This window comes from Chryseobacterium sp. R2A-55, from assembly GCF_021401085.1.
Lineage (GTDB): Bacteria > Bacteroidota > Bacteroidia > Flavobacteriales > Weeksellaceae > Kaistella.
This window is the reverse complement of the sequence record NZ_JACBFP010000001.1, coordinates 85,056-103,490: the sequence shown is the minus strand read 5'-3', so window position 1 is coordinate 103,490 and position 18,435 is coordinate 85,056. Positions and strand designations below refer to the sequence as shown.

The 18,435-nt window shown below is 38.8% G+C and carries 16 protein-coding genes and 1 tRNA gene; 9 read left to right on the top strand and 8 right to left on the bottom strand.

Translation table 11 applies throughout. The annotated features are described in order from the left end of the window. Window positions 1–59: 59 nt before the first annotated feature. The 3 genes from L0951_RS00455 to uvrA form a co-directional block, all read right to left on the bottom strand. A tRNA-Arg gene (locus tag L0951_RS00455) sits at window positions 60–131 on the bottom strand. 393 nt (window positions 132–524) lie between these two features. Beyond that, window positions 525–1,118, bottom strand: coding sequence for a TetR/AcrR family transcriptional regulator (locus L0951_RS00450; RefSeq protein WP_234108578.1), 594 nt, complete (start codon window positions 1,116–1,118; stop codon window positions 525–527). Between the two features lie 98 nt (window positions 1,119–1,216). Next, window positions 1,217–4,015 (bottom strand): excinuclease ABC subunit UvrA, encoded by a 2,799-nt coding sequence (gene uvrA / locus L0951_RS00445; protein ID WP_234108576.1) that lies wholly within the window; start codon window positions 4,013–4,015, stop codon window positions 1,217–1,219. Between the two features lie 784 nt (window positions 4,016–4,799). Here uvrA and L0951_RS00440 point away from each other — a divergent pair. The 8 genes from L0951_RS00440 (at window position 4,800) to L0951_RS00405 (ending at window position 12,855) form a co-directional block, all read left to right on the top strand. Beyond that, a complete protein-coding gene (locus L0951_RS00440) occupies window positions 4,800–5,135 on the top strand; it encodes an ArsR/SmtB family transcription factor (protein WP_234108575.1) in 336 nt (111 codons plus the stop codon). Between the two features lie 67 nt (window positions 5,136–5,202). Then, window positions 5,203–6,042, top strand: coding sequence for an arsenite methyltransferase (locus L0951_RS00435; protein WP_234108572.1), 840 nt, complete (start codon window positions 5,203–5,205; stop codon window positions 6,040–6,042). A 188-nt stretch (window positions 6,043–6,230) separates the two neighbouring features. Beyond that, window positions 6,231–6,848 (top strand): class I SAM-dependent methyltransferase, encoded by a 618-nt coding sequence (locus tag L0951_RS00430; protein WP_234108570.1) that lies wholly within the window; start codon window positions 6,231–6,233, stop codon window positions 6,846–6,848. Beyond that, window positions 6,849–7,463, top strand: coding sequence for a low molecular weight phosphatase family protein (locus tag L0951_RS00425; protein WP_234108568.1), 615 nt, complete (start codon window positions 6,849–6,851; stop codon window positions 7,461–7,463). Between the two features lie 119 nt (window positions 7,464–7,582). Then, window positions 7,583–8,293 (top strand): DUF2490 domain-containing protein, encoded by a 711-nt coding sequence (locus L0951_RS00420; RefSeq protein ID WP_234108566.1) that lies wholly within the window; start codon window positions 7,583–7,585, stop codon window positions 8,291–8,293. Between the two features lie 140 nt (window positions 8,294–8,433). Further along, window positions 8,434–9,564, top strand: a complete 1,131-nt coding sequence (dnaN, locus tag L0951_RS00415) for a DNA polymerase III subunit beta (RefSeq protein WP_234108561.1) — start codon at window positions 8,434–8,436, stop codon at window positions 9,562–9,564. A 383-nt stretch (window positions 9,565–9,947) separates the two neighbouring features. Further along, window positions 9,948–12,347, top strand: a complete 2,400-nt coding sequence (pheT, locus tag L0951_RS00410) for a phenylalanine--tRNA ligase subunit beta (RefSeq protein WP_234108554.1) — start codon at window positions 9,948–9,950, stop codon at window positions 12,345–12,347. A 103-nt stretch (window positions 12,348–12,450) separates the two neighbouring features. After that, the gene (locus L0951_RS00405; RefSeq protein ID WP_234108552.1) at window positions 12,451–12,855 is read left to right on the top strand and encodes an META domain-containing protein; all 405 of its coding nucleotides are present in this window, start codon (window positions 12,451–12,453) and stop codon (window positions 12,853–12,855) included. 40 nt (window positions 12,856–12,895) lie between these two features. Here the strand turns inward: L0951_RS00405 and L0951_RS00400 are convergent, their stop codons facing one another. From L0951_RS00400 to L0951_RS00380, 5 genes are all read right to left on the bottom strand, one after another. Continuing rightward, window positions 12,896–13,135 carry a hypothetical protein gene (locus L0951_RS00400; protein ID WP_234108550.1) on the bottom strand — a complete coding sequence of 80 codons (240 nt, stop codon included), beginning with the start codon at window positions 13,133–13,135 and terminating at the stop codon, window positions 12,896–12,898. Between the two features lie 125 nt (window positions 13,136–13,260). Further along, window positions 13,261–14,583, bottom strand: coding sequence for a hypothetical protein (locus L0951_RS00395; protein WP_234108548.1), 1,323 nt, complete (start codon window positions 14,581–14,583; stop codon window positions 13,261–13,263). A 44-nt stretch (window positions 14,584–14,627) separates the two neighbouring features. Beyond that, window positions 14,628–15,518: a 3-hydroxyacyl-CoA dehydrogenase family protein gene (locus tag L0951_RS00390; protein WP_234108546.1), complete on the bottom strand. Its 891-nt coding sequence runs from the start codon at window positions 15,516–15,518 to the stop codon at window positions 14,628–14,630. A gap of 106 nt (window positions 15,519–15,624) precedes the next feature. Continuing rightward, the gene (locus L0951_RS00385; protein ID WP_317207184.1) at window positions 15,625–16,401 is read right to left on the bottom strand and encodes a M23 family metallopeptidase; all 777 of its coding nucleotides are present in this window, start codon (window positions 16,399–16,401) and stop codon (window positions 15,625–15,627) included. Between the two features lie 113 nt (window positions 16,402–16,514). Then, window positions 16,515–17,477, bottom strand: coding sequence for a Gfo/Idh/MocA family oxidoreductase (locus tag L0951_RS00380; protein WP_234108544.1), 963 nt, complete (start codon window positions 17,475–17,477; stop codon window positions 16,515–16,517). Between the two features lie 145 nt (window positions 17,478–17,622). On the opposite strand from L0951_RS00380, the gene L0951_RS00375 reads away from it, so the two are divergent. Continuing rightward, window positions 17,623–18,273 (top strand): protein-L-isoaspartate(D-aspartate) O-methyltransferase, encoded by a 651-nt coding sequence (locus tag L0951_RS00375; RefSeq protein ID WP_234108542.1) that lies wholly within the window; start codon window positions 17,623–17,625, stop codon window positions 18,271–18,273. The last annotated feature ends 162 nt before the right edge of the window (window positions 18,274–18,435 follow it).

Sequence of the window (18,435 nt, the reverse complement as noted above, 5' to 3'; positions counted from 1 at the left end):
CCTTGAATTGTACAAAAAAACCAGATGTATCTTTGTTCATCTGGTTTCTTTTGGTAAAGTGATCCCACCAAGAATCGAACTTGGATCTAAAGTTTAGGAAACTTCTATTCTATCCGTTGAACTATGGGACCAGGAGTGCAAATTTATGAAAATAAAAAGTAAAATCTTTTAGAATCTGCGGTGTTCAACAAATCAATAACTTTTGTTACCAGCGATGAACTGCACTCTTTCGGAGGTGGATTCAGGGCGAGGTAAAGGACAAAAACAGCCCGCTCTTTAGGAACGGACTGAATAGATAAACATCTCATTTTTTAATTGAACAACAACAAAAAAGAGAAGTCGACAACACTTCTCTTAAATTTTTATATTAAGTATTTTAGTTCTGTTTCCAGACTCAGAAAAGAAAATGGTTTTCACATCAATCTTATTTCTAACGTAAATATAGGGGAAAAAACCATAGCAAAGATGAACTGAATGTTAAAATTCACTACTTATCCACATTTTTTTGTGGATAACTTTGATTTTCAGGGAGATAATTTGATGCTTAACAGTTTTTGCAGTAATTTATTTTCAAAGAAATCAATAATTTGTTCTGATTTGTAATTTTCAGGGGTCCATTTATAGGCGTAATTCATATTATACATCAGGAATTTGGCAATTAAACCAGCATCCAGATCCAGCTTTTTATCAATCTGGAAGTGTTTCAATGCATCGGATAAGTGATGCGCATATGCCTCTATGAATCTGTTGTAGCGTTCTTTTGTTTCTTTCGAAATCGAATTGAAGTATCTGCGGAATATTTCAGCCATTTCCAGGTTTTTCCCGATCAAGGTGATATTTTGGCGGATCATAAACCGCATCTGGTTTTCAAAACTTCTCTCTTTTGAGTTAAAATCAACGAGTTCCGCCTCTAATAATCCCACATAGTTTTTGGCAATCCATTCCAAAATTTGTTCTTTCGAAGAAATATGAGAATAGAGACTTGCCGCCATAATATTGAGCTTTTCGGCGATATCTCGAACTGAAGTTTCAGCAAATCCGTTCTCATAAAAAAGCTGCACGGAAATGTCAAAAATCTGCTGCTGTCTCTTGGAAAGAGTTTGGTAAAATGTTTTCATGATTAATTTTTATCAAAATTAATAAAGATTAATTGGAATCCACTTTAATTTCCTAAAATTTTGAAAAAGAATTGATTAGGTGGGTTTTCACCCAATATTTATTCCGAGCCGTTCAGTTTATCTACCAAAAATCTTGCCGTGTGTGATTTGCTCTCTTTCACCAAATTTTCCGGTGTTCCTGAGAAAACTACTTGACCACCGTTTTTTCCAGCTTCCGGACCAATATCGATGATCCAGTCAGCAGATTTGATGATGTCTGGTTGATGTTCGATGACGATCACCGAGTGTCCGAGTTCAATCAATTGCTGCAATGATTTCAGCAGTTTATTGATGTCATGGAAATGGAGACCAGTAGAGGGTTCGTCAAAAATGAAGAGCGTTTTCTCATTGGTCACCCCTTTCACTAAAAACGATGCGAGTTTCACTCTTTGTGCTTCTCCGCCGGAAAGGGTGGATGAACTTTGACCCAGTTGCAGATATCCTAAACCTACTTCCTGAAGTGGTTTTAATTTGGTTACTATTTTTTCCTCGTCGTTGTCGCTGAAAAACTGAATTGCCTCATCCACGGTCATATGCAGAATGTCTGATATGTTTTTTTCGTCGAATTTCACATCCAGAATTTCATTCTTAAAACGGGTTCCGTGGCAGGTTTCACATTCCAGCTCAATGTCTGCCATAAACTGCATGGATACATTGATCACACCTTCGCCTTTGCAATCGTCACATCTTCCGCCATCTACGTTGAACGAGAAATGTTTTGGTTTTAAGCCCATCACTTGTGCTGATTTTTGTTTGGAATACAAATCGCGGATGTCGTCATATGCCTTCAAATAGGTCACTGGATTGGAGCGGGACGATTTTCCAATCGGATTTTGGTCGATAAGCTCAATGTTTTTAATGTATTTTTTTGGGAATTCCACGGAATCATAATCTCCTTTTTTTCCACCCATTCCGAGTTGAATCTGAATCTCGGTGGTCAGAATTTCTTTCATCAAAGTTGATTTTCCACTTCCTGAAACGCCTGAAATCACTACCAGCATTTGCACCGGTATATCCACGTCGATATTTTTGAGGTTGTTTTGCCGGGCTCCTTTAATATGAATCCAGTCTTTCGGTTTTCTTCGCTCACCTGGAACTTTTATTTCCTGTTTTCCCGTCAAATATTTCGAAGTTAAGGTGTCGGCATTTTTCAGTTCTTCAAAATTTCCGGCAAAAACCAGCTCTCCTCCGAGATATCCTGCTTCCGGACCAATATCGATGATGTAATCCGCTGCTTTCATCACGTCTTCATCATGCTCCACCACTATTACCGTATTTCCCAAATCACGGAGGTTTTTCAATACTTCAATTAAATTCTCGGTATCCCTAGAATGAAGACCAATCGAAGGTTCATCCAAAATATAGATGGAGCCAACAAGCGAACTTCCTAGCGAAGTGGCCAAATTAATCCTTTGGCTTTCGCCGCCGGAAAGCGTGTTCGAGGTTCTGTTTAAAGTTAAATAACCCAAACCAACTTTTTCCAAAAACTCCAGTCGTGTCGTGATTTCATAAAGCAACCGTTTCGCAATTTCTGCATCGTGTTGGTTGAGCTTCAGGGATTTTATTAATGGCAAGAGCTCATCCAGTGGGAGTTCAATCAACGACTGGATATGATGTCCGTCAATTTTCACCCACGAAGTTTCCTCGCGAAGTCGCAATCCTTCGCAAGTCGGACAAAGTGTTTTCCCCCGATACCTGGAAAGCATTACGCGGTACTGGATTTTGTATAGATTCTCTTCCAACATCTTGAAAAAAGCATTGATGGAAGGGAAATCTTTCGTTCCATCACCTTTCCACAAAAGGGTTTTCTGTTCTTTCGTCAATTGGAAATAAGGTTTGTGAATCGGGAATTCATTGCCGACTTTTTTGATGAACGCACGTTTCCATTCCCTCATCGATTCTCCTTTCCATGAAGCCACTGCATCTTCAAAAACCGAATGGTTCTTATTGGGAATCACCAAATCTTCATCAATTCCGATTATTTTTCCGTAACCTTCACATTCCGGACATGCGCCGTAAGGATTATTAAAACTGAAGAAATGAACATTGGGCTCCAAAAATTCAATTCCGTCCAGTTCAAATTTGTTTGAAAATTCCTTGATTTTTCCAGTTTCGGTATTTTTTAAGGAACAATATCCACGACCCTCGTAGAAAGCCATTTGTATGGAATCCGCCAATCTTTGCAGGAAACTTTCATCTTCTTGATAGCTGAACCGGTCAATCACCAGTTGGATTTCCATTTCTTTTTCCGGCAAGAAACCGAAGCTTTCCAAATCCTCTATTCCAGCCACGTTTCCATTCACTTCCAGTCTTGTGAAACCCGAAAGTTTCAAAGTTTTCATAAGTTCCGGAAATTTCGAAACTACAAATTGGAGCGGTGATCGCAACAGGAAAGTCTTTCCTTCATTTTCTTTAATGAAATCGATGACGTCTGAAACGGAATCCTTCTTCACTTCTTCGCCTGAAATGGGGGAAAAGGTCCTTCCAACTCTCGCAAACAGGAGTTTCAGATAATCGTAAATCTCAGTGGAAGTTCCTACGGTGGAACGTGGATTCGACGATATCACTTTCTGCTGAATCGCGATGGAAGGAGCCAAACCTTTAATATCGTCGATTTTTGGTTTTTCTAATTTTCCTAAAAACTGCCGCGCATACGAACTTAAACTTTCCACATATCTTCTCTGTCCTTCCGCATATATGGTGTCGAAAGCCAGAGATGATTTTCCGCTTCCTGAAACTCCCGTGATCACGATGAGCTTGTTTTTTGGAATTAGAACATCAATGTTTTTCAGATTGTTAAGATGTGCATTCTTTACGAAGATCTGTTTTTTAATATCTATTTCTGTACTTGTAGCCATGGTAAAATTCAACCAGCAAATTTACGGAAATTTAGGGGAAAAATTCCGTGCGATTTTTTTGGGGAAAACCATTCTGAATAACAGCTTTGGTTTCCAAGTTAGTTCAGAACCCTTTTGATTTCAGGGTATTCTGATATTTTCTTAAACCGGAAATGCTGGCTTTTCTGCAATTTTGTGATGAATAAATCCAGTTCATTGATGGATTTTTTTCAGTGAAATATTGGTCGTGGATCCACAAAAACCAAATGTCGCGAAATTTTTTCCACGTCTTTGAAGAACATACGCTCTAAACTTTTCAACATAGTTTCGTGGGAATCTTTCAGTTGCATTTTTAAGTCATGTTTCGATTCCGGGTCCCAACCAATCAACCTGTACTGATTGGCTTGAAGGAAACCCGCTGATTCTTTGGAGGCTATTTCTTTTAAGCAGTTTCTTTTTGTTGCAGAAGTTCATTACTATTAACGGAGCACCGACATGTTTCATAATCCCAGAAAAGTGTCGTCAGTTGATTTTTCAGAAAAAGTTTTTTTCATCAAGATTAAAAAAACAGATTGTTAAAAAAATGTTAATTATGTTAATTTGTATTCAATTTAAAGACCCATATTTTCTATTTTCATCTTTATGAAGAAAAATAATGTTATGGATAATCAGGTACTTATTATAAAATTGATTGACTTTAACTAAAATTAACAGTTGCGAAACGAATTTGTTAATTCAATATCGTAATATTGCAATATAAAAATATTAGAATTTAATGCTTTTGTAATTTTTAAAGACAGATAAAATGGGAGTAACGAAAACCGAAAACTTTACACAGGAACAAAATGAAATCGCTACCTTCTTGAAAGCACTGGCTCATCCGGCTAGAATAGCGATTATCGAATATTTGCTATCTGTTGATTCCTGTATCTGCAATGATATTGTGGATGAGGTGAAACTGGCACAACCCACTGTTTCTCAACATTTAAAGGAATTGAAAAATGCGGGAATCATCCAGGGCGAAATTGATGGTAAATCCATTTGCTACTGCATTAATCCGGAAAACTTAAGAAAACTGGAGCATTTCGTGAATGGCCTTTTTCAGAAAATTCATCAGCAAAACGGAGGATTGTGTTGTTAGAATAAATGACCCATTTTTAAAATCAAAACCCATTTTTTGCATACTGCAATTATTAAACCCAAATATTATGGAAACCAACGAACAAATTAAAGAAATGGTGAAGCAAAAATATTCTGAAATTGCTTTACAGGACAAAGAAACCAACACTTCTTCCTGCTGCGGAGCGGGTGGTTGCAGCACTGAAGTGTACAACATCATGAGCGAAGAATATGATGAACTGAAAGGCTACAATCCCGATGCGGATTTGGGTTTAGGTTGTGGACTTCCCACGAATTTTGCCAAAATCAAAAAAGGCGATATTGTGGTCGACCTGGGAAGCGGCGCCGGAAACGACTGCTTTGTAGCCCGCGCTGAAACCGGAGATACCGGAAAAGTAATCGGGATCGATTTTACTGAAGCAATGATTGACAAAGCCAGGATGAATGCCGAAAAACTGGGCTTTAATAATGTGGAATTCAGACAGGGCGATATCGAGAAAATTCCTATGACCAGCAATGTTGCAGATGTTGTGGTAAGCAATTGTGTGATGAATCTGGTTCCCGACAAACAAAAAGCCTTTGGTGAAGTGTACAGGATTTTGAAACCGAACGGACATTTTTCGATTTCCGACATTGTTTTAGTAGGAGAACTTCCGGAAAAAATAATTACCGCTGCAGAAATGTACGCCGGTTGTGTGGCAAGTGCAATTCAGAAGTCTGATTATCTGGAAATTATCGAAAATTCAGGCTTTAAAAATATCGTTCTTCAGAAAGAAAAACCAATCATCGTTCCTGATGATATCTTGAAAAATTACCTGAATGAAGATGAGATCCAACAGTATAAAAATTCGGATACCAGAATTTTCAGCATCACAGTTTATGGGGAGAAAGGAGAAGAATGCTGTTCGCCAGATTCAGGTTGTTGCTAAATGGGTGTGGTAAGAAAATACGTGCTGAAGCACAAAAGAATGCTTCTTATTATCGGTGGGATTGTGGTGTTGAATTTCATTTTTGGGTTCGACTCCCGGTTTACCATCATTAATTTGTTATGGGTTTTCAGCAACCTTAATTTTGCAAATGCTCAAGAAAATTAGTCGCTTTTAATACGAAGAAAACAATGATCGATAGCAAGAAAGAGCACTGGGAAAAAGTTTTTGCCACGAAAGCCGAGAATGAAGTCAGTTGGTACCAAGAAAAACCGGAAACCTCGATTAAATTTTTCAGGGAAAACAATATTGCTAAAAATGCCAAAATCCTTGAAATTGGCGGAGGAGACAGTCATTTAATAGACCATCTTCTGGAAATGGGTTATGAAAAACTTACACTGCTTGATATTTCCGGAAATGCGCTTGAAAGAATCAAAAAAAGATTAGGGGAAAAGGCAAAAAAAGTAAATTTTGTGATTTCGGATATACTTGATTTTCAAACGGATGAAAGATTTGATGTGGTTCACGATCGTGCAAGTTTTCACTTTATCACTCAAGATGAAGAGAAGGTAGCTTATAAAGATTTGATTGCAGATTTGCTGAGTCCGATGGGATTGTTTTTCGTGGGAACTTTTTCAGAAAACGGACCCTTAAAATGTTCCGGACTAGAAATTACGCAATATTCTGAAAGCAAGTTTGAAAATCTTTTTTCGGAGGATTTCGACAAGTTAAACTGTTTTACACAGGATCACAAAACCCCTTTTGAAACCATTCAGAATTTCATTTTCTGCACCTTTAAAAAAAAATAAATGGACCAAACTTTGAAAAATTCAATCAAGCAAATCGCCGGAATCAAAGTCTCGGATGAACGAAAGCAAATTCTGAATCCTTTAGTGGATTTCATTCAAAACAAACAGGAGCTCAATGAAATGATTAACCTGAATTTTATCTGCACACATAATTCGCGACGAAGCCATTTGAGCCAGATTTGGGCACAAACCATGGCGGAGTTTTTCGGGGTGAAAAATGTTTTCTGCTATTCCGGCGGAACGGAAGCAACTGCGATGTTTCCGAAAGTCGCAGAAACACTCATCAAGCAAGGACTTGAGATCGAAAAACTTTCTGAAAACGAAAATCCGGTTTATGCGGTAAAATATGCAGAAAATGCGCACCCGGTCATTTGTTTTTCTAAAAAATATGACGATCCCTTCAATCCGGTTTCCGGTTTTGCAGCAATCATGACTTGTTCCAATGCAGACCAGGGTTGTCCTTTCATTGCGGGAGCAGAAAAAAGGATCGCAGTGAGATTTGATGACCCCAAATCTAGCGACGGAACATCTGAAATGGACGAGATTTACTTCAAACGCAGTCTTGAAATCGCTTCGGAAATGTATTTTGTCTTTTCACGGATTATTGACAAATAAATTTGCTGATCTCACCAATAATGATCTCTACCGCCCTGAAAGTATTTTTCATTAACGGTTAAAATGATTCGGTCAGAAATTAATTTTTTCGCACTTCGAAGATTTCGTAATTTTGCTTAATGAAAAAATCGCTGCCCTGCCTATTTTTTTTAATGGTTTCTTCCTTGTTTTTTGCACAGGAGCATATTTCCAGTTTCAATGCAGTGACGCTCACTTACCAGTTTCACCCGAAATTTTTTCTCTATGGCGAAGTACAACTCCGCGGAATTGAAGATTATGCTTATCCCGATTATTACGAAAGCAAAGGTGGAATTGGCTATAATCTGACGCCCAATCACAAGCCGTTTGTGGGAATTGGAAGGTATGCAACATATAAAAATCACAGTCTGGACAAGGAAGAATTTCGGGTCTGGCTGCAGGATATTTTGATTTTTAAATACAGCGTCCTGAAATTTGAAAACCGTTTCCGGGCAGAGAAAAGTTGGTTTTATGAACCGCAGAAAGACCTTCATTCCGACCGATACCGATTCCGATACCGGATGAATGTATCTGTTCCGCTGAATTCCAAATCAATCAGTCCGGGAACCGTTTTCGCCAATGCCTACAGCGAAATTTTCTTTGTGACGGAAAAACCGATTTTTGCCAGAAACCGTTTGTATGGAGGATTTGGTTATCAGGTTGACGAAATTTTTGGCGTTGCTTCCGGCTATCTTTGGCAAAGGGAATTCTCCAGTTCAGGCAACAAAAACCTCCATTTTCTATACTTTGCGCTAAACATCAATATCGACGACTCCCACGAAAAGCACTATCATTTTCCGGGAGCAGATTAATGTTGATAACTTTTCCTAAAATTCATTTTTTATTTGAAAAGTTGTTTTTCCAACTTCCTTTAAATCCTTATATTTGTCCGAATAATAATTTTTGGATGAAACGCCGGTGTTTCATCCAACCAAAAAAATTAAATTAGCAAATGAAGTTTATAGTTGCAAGTGGCGAATTACAAAAGGCGCTAAACACAGTGGGCGGCGTAATTTCCAGTTCACAATCGAGACCAATTCTTGAAAATTATCTTTTCGAACTCGAAGAAAACAACCTTAAAATAACCGCTTCGGATGGTGAAACCACATTGATTACTTCTTTGGAGGTGAAATCTGAAGATTCCGGCAAAATCGCCGTTCCTGCAAAAATTTTCCAGGATTTTGTGAAAACCTACGGTGAGCAACCTTTGACTTTATCCGTGAAAGATACCGAAGACGGCAATGGTAAACTGCTTGAAATCCTTGATGAAAAGGACAATTTCGCCGTGGCTTTAGACAATGCTGAAGATTACCCTGAACTTCCGGAATTTGATGCCTCTCAAAAGGTGAAAATCGCATCCGGAATTTTATCGGAAGCGTTGAACAATACGCTTTTCGCCACCAGCAACGATTCATTGAGACCCGTGATGACTGGAGTTTTGTTCCAGTTCAAGGAAGATGAAACCAACTTCGTTTCTACCGATTCTCACCGTTTGGTGGTCTACAAAAGAACCGATTTGATCAATCCGGAACCCATTGAATTCATTATGCCAAAAAAGCCATTGTCCATTTTCAAAAATATTTTGGCGAGTTCCAATGACGAGGTGACCATTGAGTTTAACGAAAATATGGCGAAATTCACTTTCGGAAACAATGTCTGGATCTGCAGATTGATTGACGGAAAATATCCCAATTATACCGCGGTAATCCCGAAAGAAAATCCGAATGTTTTGACCATCAACAGAAATCTTTTGCTGAATTCCATCAGAAGAGCATCCATCATGTCGAACAAATCTACAAATCAGGTGCGCTTCAAACTTTCGGGGAACGTCCTTCATCTTCATGCAGAAGATACGGAATACGCAAACAAAGCAGATATGCAGATTCCGTGCGATTACAACGGTGAAGATATCAATATCGGTTTCAGCTCCAAGTTTTTGACGGAAATGTTGTCGGTACTTTCAGCAGACGATATCACGATGAAAATGTCGCAACCAAATCGACCGGGAATTATTGAGCCAGTTGATGGTTTGGAGGATGAAGAAAACATTTTGATGCTTTCGATGCCGGTGATTGGAATGTAAGTTTTCGAGAACCAGCAGAAAAGAACCGGGACCGGTTCGGAATAGAAATAGAAAGCCCGATTTTGTCGGGCTTTTATGTGTTTTTTTAAATTTTCTTTTGCTCAGCACCAATTAGATCTGAAATGCTTTCGGGAAGGTGAGGTGTTAGATGACAGAAAACCATTCAATGAATTCAGTCTTCTTCTTTTGTATTTAAAGGTTAGTATTTCTGGTAAATCTTTTCCTGAAATTAAAATTTTTCTGAAATAGTGCTTTTCGATTCAGCGGTTACAGGTGCAAATGTTTTCAACCGTTTGAATCTTTCCATTAAAATCACGATATTTGCAACCTATTTTTTGAGCGAAAACTGTTGAAACTTTTTGTTCAAAATTCAAATTATTAGCATGAAAATCTCAAACAATTGGCTTAAAGACTATATCAAAACCGACCTGAAAATCGAGAAAATTGGGGAGTATTTAACAGATATCGGTCTTGAAGTGGAAGGAATTGAAAAATACGAATCCGTAAAAGGTTCGTTGGAAGGAATCGTGGTTGGAAAAGTTTTAACCTGCGAACCGCATCCAAATGCCGATAAACTGAAGAAAACCACCGTAGATGTGGGAAACGGAAAGGTGTTGAATATTGTTTGCGGCGCTCCGAATGTTGCGGCTGGACAAATTGTTCCCGTAGCAGTGGTCGGAACCACGATTTATAAAGGTGGCGAAAAACTGGTCATGCAGAAAGCGAAAATTCGTGGTGAATATTCCGAGGGAATGATCTGCGCGGAAGACGAACTCGGTTTGAGCGATGACCACGGCGGAATTATGATTTTGGACGATTCCTACAAGATTGGAGATGACTTTGCAAAATATTTTGAATTAACGACTGATCAGGTTTACGAAATCGGATTGACTCCCAACCGAACAGATGCAATGTCACATTACGGCGTTGCAAGAGATTTACATGCATTTTTAAGTACGAATCAACTGAATTCGGAATTTGAAAAAGTGGTGTCAAAACCTTTAAATATTGAAGGAACAACCGATTTCCAGTTGGAAGTTGAAGATTCCGAATTGACGCCGAGATATATTGGTGCAGTCATTGAAAATGTGAAAGTGGGGGAATCTCCCGATTGGCTGAAAAACCGCTTGAAAGCAATCGGGCTGAATCCCATCAACAATATTGTGGATATCACCAATTTCATCCTCCATGGTTTGGGACAACCGCTTCATGCTTTTGACGCCGATCAGATTAAAGGCAGAAAAGTGAAAGTAGGAACCGTGAAGGAAGGCACAAAATTCACGACTTTGGATGGCGCAGAACGAACCTTGAATGGCACTGAAATAATGATCAAAGACGGCGAAAACCATCCGATGTGTATCGCGGGAGTTTTTGGCGGCGAGAATTCCGGAGTTTCTGCTGATACCAAAACCATTTTCCTCGAAAGTGCTTATTTCAATCCGGTTGCAGTGAGAAAAAGTGCGAAATTCCACGGACTGAGTACCGATGCTTCTTTCCGTTTTGAAAGGGGAGTGGATCCGAACGGGGTGCGCATTGCCATTACTCATGCCATTTCCTTGATCGAGGAAATCTCCGGAGGAAAATTGGTGGGACAACTTTTGGAACATTATCCGAAAAAAATCGAAGATCATTACGTCATTTTGAGGTTCTCAAAAGTGGAACAGATTTTAGGGACAAAAATCCACAGAGAGAAAATAAAGGAGATTTTGAAATCATTGGAAATCCAGGTTCTGAATGAAATCCAGGATGGTTTTGAAATTTCTGTTCCTGCATACAGAGCTGATGTGACGCGAGAAATAGACGTGATCGAGGAGATCCTGAGAATTTATGGCTACAACAAAATCGATTCACCGCAGAAAATCTCATTCACTCCGGTAAGATTGAGTTTTGATGACCAAGAGGCATTGGAAAATTCTTGGGCCAGAACTTTGCAAAGCAACGGTTTCAGCGAGGTGATGAACAATTCACTGACTTCGGTGAAAGACGAAACCAATGCCGTAAAATTGCTGAATCCATTGAGCGGAGATTTGGCTTTCATGAGAAATTCTTTACTGGAAGGACTTTTGGAGAATGCCGATTATAATATTAAACGAAAAAATCCGGACATCAAATTTTTTGAACTTGGTAAAATCTATTATAAAAACGAAGGAAAATATGATGAAAGGAAACAATTGGCGATGCTGGTTTCCGGAAGAAATGTTGGGGAAAACTGGCTTCAACCCAAATCTGTTACAAACTTCTATTTTCTTAAATCTTATGTAAAAACACTTTTCGATCAGCTGAATTTTGCGATCGAAGAAAAATCCCTGGAAGATTCCAGGTTTTCAGATGCTTTGGAATGGCTTTCGCAGGGAAAAACCATTGCGAGATTGGGGAAAGTTGCACCAGAATTATTGAAAGATGCAGATATTGAACAAGACTGTTTTTACGCTGAAATAGAATTGGAAAACTGCCAAAGTTTACGTTCAAAGGAAAATCTGAAATTTGTAGATATTCCGAAATTCAACAAAATACGGAGAGATCTGGCTTTGTTGATCGAAAAAAATGTTTCCTACAGTGACCTGTATAAAGCTGCAAGAAAGAATCCATCCAAATACCTCAGAAACATCAACCTTTTCGATGTTTATGAAGGAAAAAACCTTCCCGAAGGAAAAAAATCCTATGCGATGAGTTTCGAGTTGTTAAATGAAGAAAAAACGTTGGAAGAAAAAGACATTACCGAAGTGATGAATTCTTTGATAAAGACTTTCCAGAAAGAGTTTTCGGCGGAATTAAGAGGGTGATGGACAGGCGAAACCGCCAATTCCTTTACCGCTCTTCAGCATGTGCCTGAAGCCAGCTGAAATTAGATTTTTTTTCCTAAATTTGGTTTTATAAAAAAGTAAAATGAAAAATTCCTTTAAAAATATTGCGCTTTCTATTTTTGCAGCGGCAGCAATGTTTTCTTGTACCACCTTATCCAAAGTGGGATCGTCTCAGCCAAATATTTCCAATACAAAATGGGTTCTGGCGGATCAGGTGAAAGGAAAAACACCGACTTTAATGATAGAAAGTGCCAGAATTACCGGTAACGGTGGTTGTAACAACTATTTTGGAGAATTAACTCTGGATGCGACTGCCGGAAATTTTTCTGTAAAAAATATAGGTTCCACCAAAATGGCTTGTGACAATATGTCTGTGGAAACTAATTTTTTCAACATGCTCAATGAAGTCAACAAATATATGGTATCTGGAAATACCCTTGAACTCTTCAAAAACAATTTGTTGCTGCTGAAATTCAATAAACAGTAAAAGATAAAGGAACTCCATTTTGAGTTCCTTTATCTTTTATTTATTCTTCGTCTTCTTCGTCATATTTTGCGAGTTCATCATCGCACCATTGAAGTGCTTCTCCCACTACTTTGGTGGCTTCATCTGCCATGGTTTCTTCATCGTCTCCTTCCAGATCGTCCAACCATTCCACTTCTTCTTCCTCCACATTGAGGATGAATCTTGGGTATTCCGTGTGGACTACAAATAGATCTTCAGGAAATTCCGAATTGTCGGCTAATAAAAATTTTGGTAGTTTCATCTCTTATTGATTTAATGATTTTTAGTTATTCGATAAACATCGTCAAAATATGCCTATTCATTAAGCTTTTCAAACCACGATGCCTTATTTTTTTAATGCTGTAAACTTGCTCAAAGATAAAAATTTTATTGGAATTTGTTGGTATCAATTCTGATTTTACTCAAAACTTTATGGGCAGTCAAAACATTTTTTTTTAAGGTGTCTTTTGGGTTGTAAGTCCATGAAATGTTGGGGTTTACGGTGCTGATCAACTCGGCGATTTGCACTTCATCCAAATGCTCCGGATTTTCCACATAAAATCTCAAGGGACCATTTTCCAGATTTTCAAATTTGAGAAAGGTGATTATTTCCCGTCGGTTTTGAAGATAATTCCCTTTTGAAAGCCACGTAAAAACTAATCCCGACATTAAGCTCAGAATGGTGATTCCGTATGCAAATCTTCCAAAAAATTGATAAAATTTCCTGAAATAGAGCAACCAAATTGGAAAAGTGAACGCAATCAAAAGCCGATAATCCAGTGGTGTTGTAGAATAAAAATATTGGATAAAAAATGAACAAATAATTCCTACAATTCCTATGAATAAAAAGAATCGTTGGGTTTCAGACAGTCTGGACTTTAGGAACAGGAAAATCATCAAAACAATATTCAGCAACCCAATTCCATAAATCCCGAAATTAATGACGCCACCTGTAGGATTGGCAATATGGATGAATGGATTGAAACTGGTTGCCAGTCCCTGGAAAAGTTCGGTGAGCAATTTGGAGGTGGGATGCAGCCCGATTTCCAGAAATTCGTTCACGTAATTTTCATTAAAGCGATCAATATAAAGAAACTTAAACAAAATCACGAAAACCAGTCCGATCAAGGCCGAAAAGATGAAGGTTTTGCCATAATGTTTTTTGAAATTCCCAATTCCCCAAAGCAACGTTCCTCCTATGATAAATAACGATGGATAACGTATATTGTAGAGAATAATAAGAATTAAACTTAAATAAAAAACTGCTTTTGTACCTGATAATTCATCGATGATGATTTTTCTGCCGATGTAAAGAAACAAAATAATGAATGGCAGAATCAGCGGTTCGCTCATAGTGTATGCGAAAATCGAAACAAAGCTGAAAAGTCCGGCTACCAAAACGCTTTCGCGGAAATAAAACCTCTTTTTCCACGCAAACCAAATGATGAACAGAAAAGCTAAAATACCAACGATTTTACTTGCCCAAAACTCACCGAAACCCAATATTGCAAACACTTTCAGGCTCAGTGGATATCCAAGTGGAGTAGTGGTGTTGTCAATGACCGGAAAAACGTGGGCGCTCCGCATGAATCTGATTGAGTCCGGATTCACACGGCCTTTTTCATTCAGCAGAAAACGAAGGATGATCATCACGAAAGTCGCGATGACCAAAGCAATCCGGATGAGTTTTTCCTGATTTTTTCTGCTCATTCTTTAGAAGTCCCTTCTTTTGGTATACAAATTACAAAATGGAATTATTTCGCAAACATCTTCGAAACTTTCTCCGCTTTTTTGCTTGCTGAATAATCATAGAATCCTTCACCGGACTTCACGCCCATTTTGCCGGCGGTTACCATATTCACAAGCAAAGGATTTGGAGCGTATTTCGGATTTTTGAAACCATCGTACATCACATTCAAAATCGCCAGACAAACATCCAGTCCGATAAAATCCGCCAATTGAAGTGGTCCCATCGGATGTGCCATTCCGAGTTTCATTACCGTGTCGATTTCTTCCACGCCTGCAACCCCGTTGTACAAAGTTTCAATCGCCTCGTTGATCATTGGCATCAAAATCCTGTTCGCCACAAATCCGGGATAATCATTGACTTCAACAGGAATTTTACCCAAAGTTTTCGACATCTCATAAATCCGGTCGAAGGTTTCTTTTGAAGTAGAATACCCTTTGATGATTTCCACGAGTTTCATGATAGGAACCGGATTCATAAAGTGCATTCCGATTACTTTTTCGGGGCGTTTCGTCACTGAAGCGATTTTGGTAATCGAAATCGACGATGTATTGGTCGCCAAAATACAGTTTTCAGGAGCAAAATCGTCCATCTGTTTGAAAATTTTCAACTTCAAATCGAGGTTTTCGGTTGCCGCTTCCACGATTAATTCGGCATTTTTTGCGGCATCTTCCAAATTGGTAAAAGTGGCGATGTTTCCTAAAGTTGCTGCCTTTTCTTCTTCGGTCAGGTTTCCTTTCGCAATGATTCTGTCAAGATTGGTGATGATGGTCTTCAGTCCTTTATCCAGTGCTTCTTGGGAAATATCAACCAGATTCACCTTGAATCCAGTTTGTGCGAAAGTGTGCGCAATTCCGTTGCCCATTGTTCCTGCTCCGATGACGACGATGTTCTTCATAAATTCTGTTTAAAATTTAAGGTTTAAGCCTGTCTTCTGACAGGTGAAATTTAAAGTCTAAAAGTACTGTTTTTTCAGAGAATTAGAAACCGTTCTGAAGATATTTCTAGTAATCCTTGGTGTAAGATTTTCCTTCCTGCAAGAGTGTTGCTTCATTTTCAGAAGTTTTGAAGTGGGTGGGAATATAATCCCGCTTTCCGTCAATCCGGTTCAGGAATACCGAAAAATGAAGATGTGGTCCATTTGAAAATCCCGTATTTCCACTAATTCCGATGAATTGTCCCTTCTCAATGAGATCGCCCACTTTCACAGCTGCACCTTTATATTTTAAATGGGCATAATCGGCGAAGCTTCCATCAGAATGCATAATCACGATGTTGTTGTTGAATTTTGCGCAGGAAATATTCCCACAATTTTGGGTGTTGTGGTCCACTACATCAACTACTTTTCCTTCTCTTGCTGCAAAAATTTTCTCGCCTATTTTTAAGTTGAAATCGAGGGCATTGACATTTTGGTGGGAAAATTTCCCGTTGTAACCTTGGTAGATCAACTGGGTTTTTCCAGTTTCGAAGGGGAGGGAATAAATGTAGTCTTTGTCATAATCCCTCAAAGTCACATCGCCGAAATTGATCATGTTGTTGGATGAAAACTGATTCGCTTGATTGGGATTTTTTGGGCTGAGTTTGGCTACAGGAAAGCGTTTTGTTTTTTCGGGAATTACCACTGTAACCTCATTTCCAACAGTGGAGTTTAAGTTATCTAGCTTAAAGGTGAATTTTGCCGACATCGGCATGTCCTCATTATTGTCGCCTAAAATCGTGATTTCTCTGTTTTCGGTTTCGTGGTAGAATTTTACGTCCCACTTCTTTTGGGAAAAAATCAAATTAAAACAAATCAAAAAGGAGCTTATTAAGAAATATTTCATCAGTCAGTTAATTCAAAAATTTTCAAACTTGAGAAAGCGTTGCATGACCTTCAAGTTTCCATTTTCCATCCTCAGGAAATCAGCTTCACGATTTCTAAAGCCACTTTCAGTGCCTCGGTTCCATCTTCCAAACTCACCTCCACATTTTTGTTTTCCATGATGGAATCCGCCAAACTTTCCAGCTCGTCCAGAATGGCATTGTTTGGCTGAATATTCGGATACTCAAACAAAATTTGGTTTTTCTCGCCCTCTGCATTTTCTATAATCATATCATAGTCACTTGGGTTTTCCGGAGCCGGTTTCATTCGGATTACTTCCGCTTTCTTTTCTAAAAAGTCCACCGAAATATAAGCATCTTGCTGAAAGAACCTTGACTTCCGCATCGCTTTCATTGAAATTCTGGAAGTGGTCAGATTGGCAACGCATCCGTTTTCAAATTCGATCCTCGCATTCGCAATATCGGGTGATTTTGAAACCACGCAGACTCCGGAAGCGTGAATTGTTTTGACTTTAGATTTAACCAGGGAAAGCAAAATGTCCAAATCGTGAATCATCAAATCCAAAACTACGGAAACATCGGTTCCGCGCGGATTAAATTCCGCCAAACGGTGAATCTCGATAAACATGGGATTATTGATGTAATCTTTGGAGCCAATGAATGCAGGATTGTATCTTTCAACGTGACCGACTTGTGCCTTGATTCCGTATTCACGGCACTTGTAGAGGATTTCTTCGGCTTGCTTCAACGTCTGAGTTACGGGTTTTTCGATGAAGAAATGCGTGCGGTTTTCAATGGCTTTCATTGCATAATCATAGTGATAGATGGTTGGAGTCACGATATCCAAAACATCGATCTGTGAAAGCAAATCATCAAAATTATCGAAATAGGTGTAGCCAAATTCGGCTTCCAGTTTTTTCCCGTTTTGCACATCGGCATCATAAAAGCCCACCAATTCGTATTTCTTGGATTGGCTAAGCAATCTCAAATGGATTTTACCCAAATGTCCGGCACCAACTAAACCTGCTTTAAGCATAGAAATTTTTTTTCAAAGATAATATTTTCGGATGGAAGAGGGAAAAATGAGAGTGCGAAACACGGAAAGAAGCGTTGAAGTGGCATTTGTTTTTTATCATTTTTAAAACTAGTTTTGCTCCCAGTGAAAGTTGGATTTTGATATTATGAATGATACTTTTTTGCACAAGGGAAAGCGGAAAATTTTGGTAGATTATCTCCGCGAAAAAATCGGGATTTCTGATGAGGCTGTTTTAAAGGCAATCAACGAAGTTCCACGGCATCTTTTCCTGGAAAGTATTTTCGAGGATTACGCTTACGAAGACCGCGCTTTTCCCATTTTGGCGAAACAGACGATTTCTCATCCTTCCACGGTTGCAGAGCAAACCGAACTTTTAGAACTGAAAGAAAAGGAAAAAGTTCTGGAAATCGGAACTGGAAGCGGCTACCAAACTGCCGTGCTCATCGAGATGAATGCTTGGGTTTACACGGTGGAAAGACAAAAAGATCTGCATGATTTTGCGCTGAAGAAACTGCGGGAACTTCATCTTCGTCCCAAGTTTCAGAGTTTTGGTGATGGTTTTGCGGGTTTGCCCACTTTCGCTCCATTTGACAAAATTTTAGTGACCTGCGGTGCGGAAATTCTTCCGACAGAATTGCTGAAACAGCTGAAAATTGGTGGGAAAATGGTGATCCCGATGGGAAAAACCGATGAGCAAATCCTTTATCGATTCACGAAAATCTCTGAAAATGAATTCGAAAAAGAAGAATTTGGGGCGTATAAATTTGTGCCAATGTTGGGGAATACCAACACTTGATTTTGAAGCGAAATTCCCCTCCAGAGGAGGGGGATTTCGCTTCGTCATAAATATAGATTTGACTACAGAGAAAGTTTTTTTTTCTAAGATTTTGTTTGAGAATCTAAACTTTTTTGGACAATTGTAATGGAAAAAGATTAACACTTTTTGATGTTTTAAAAC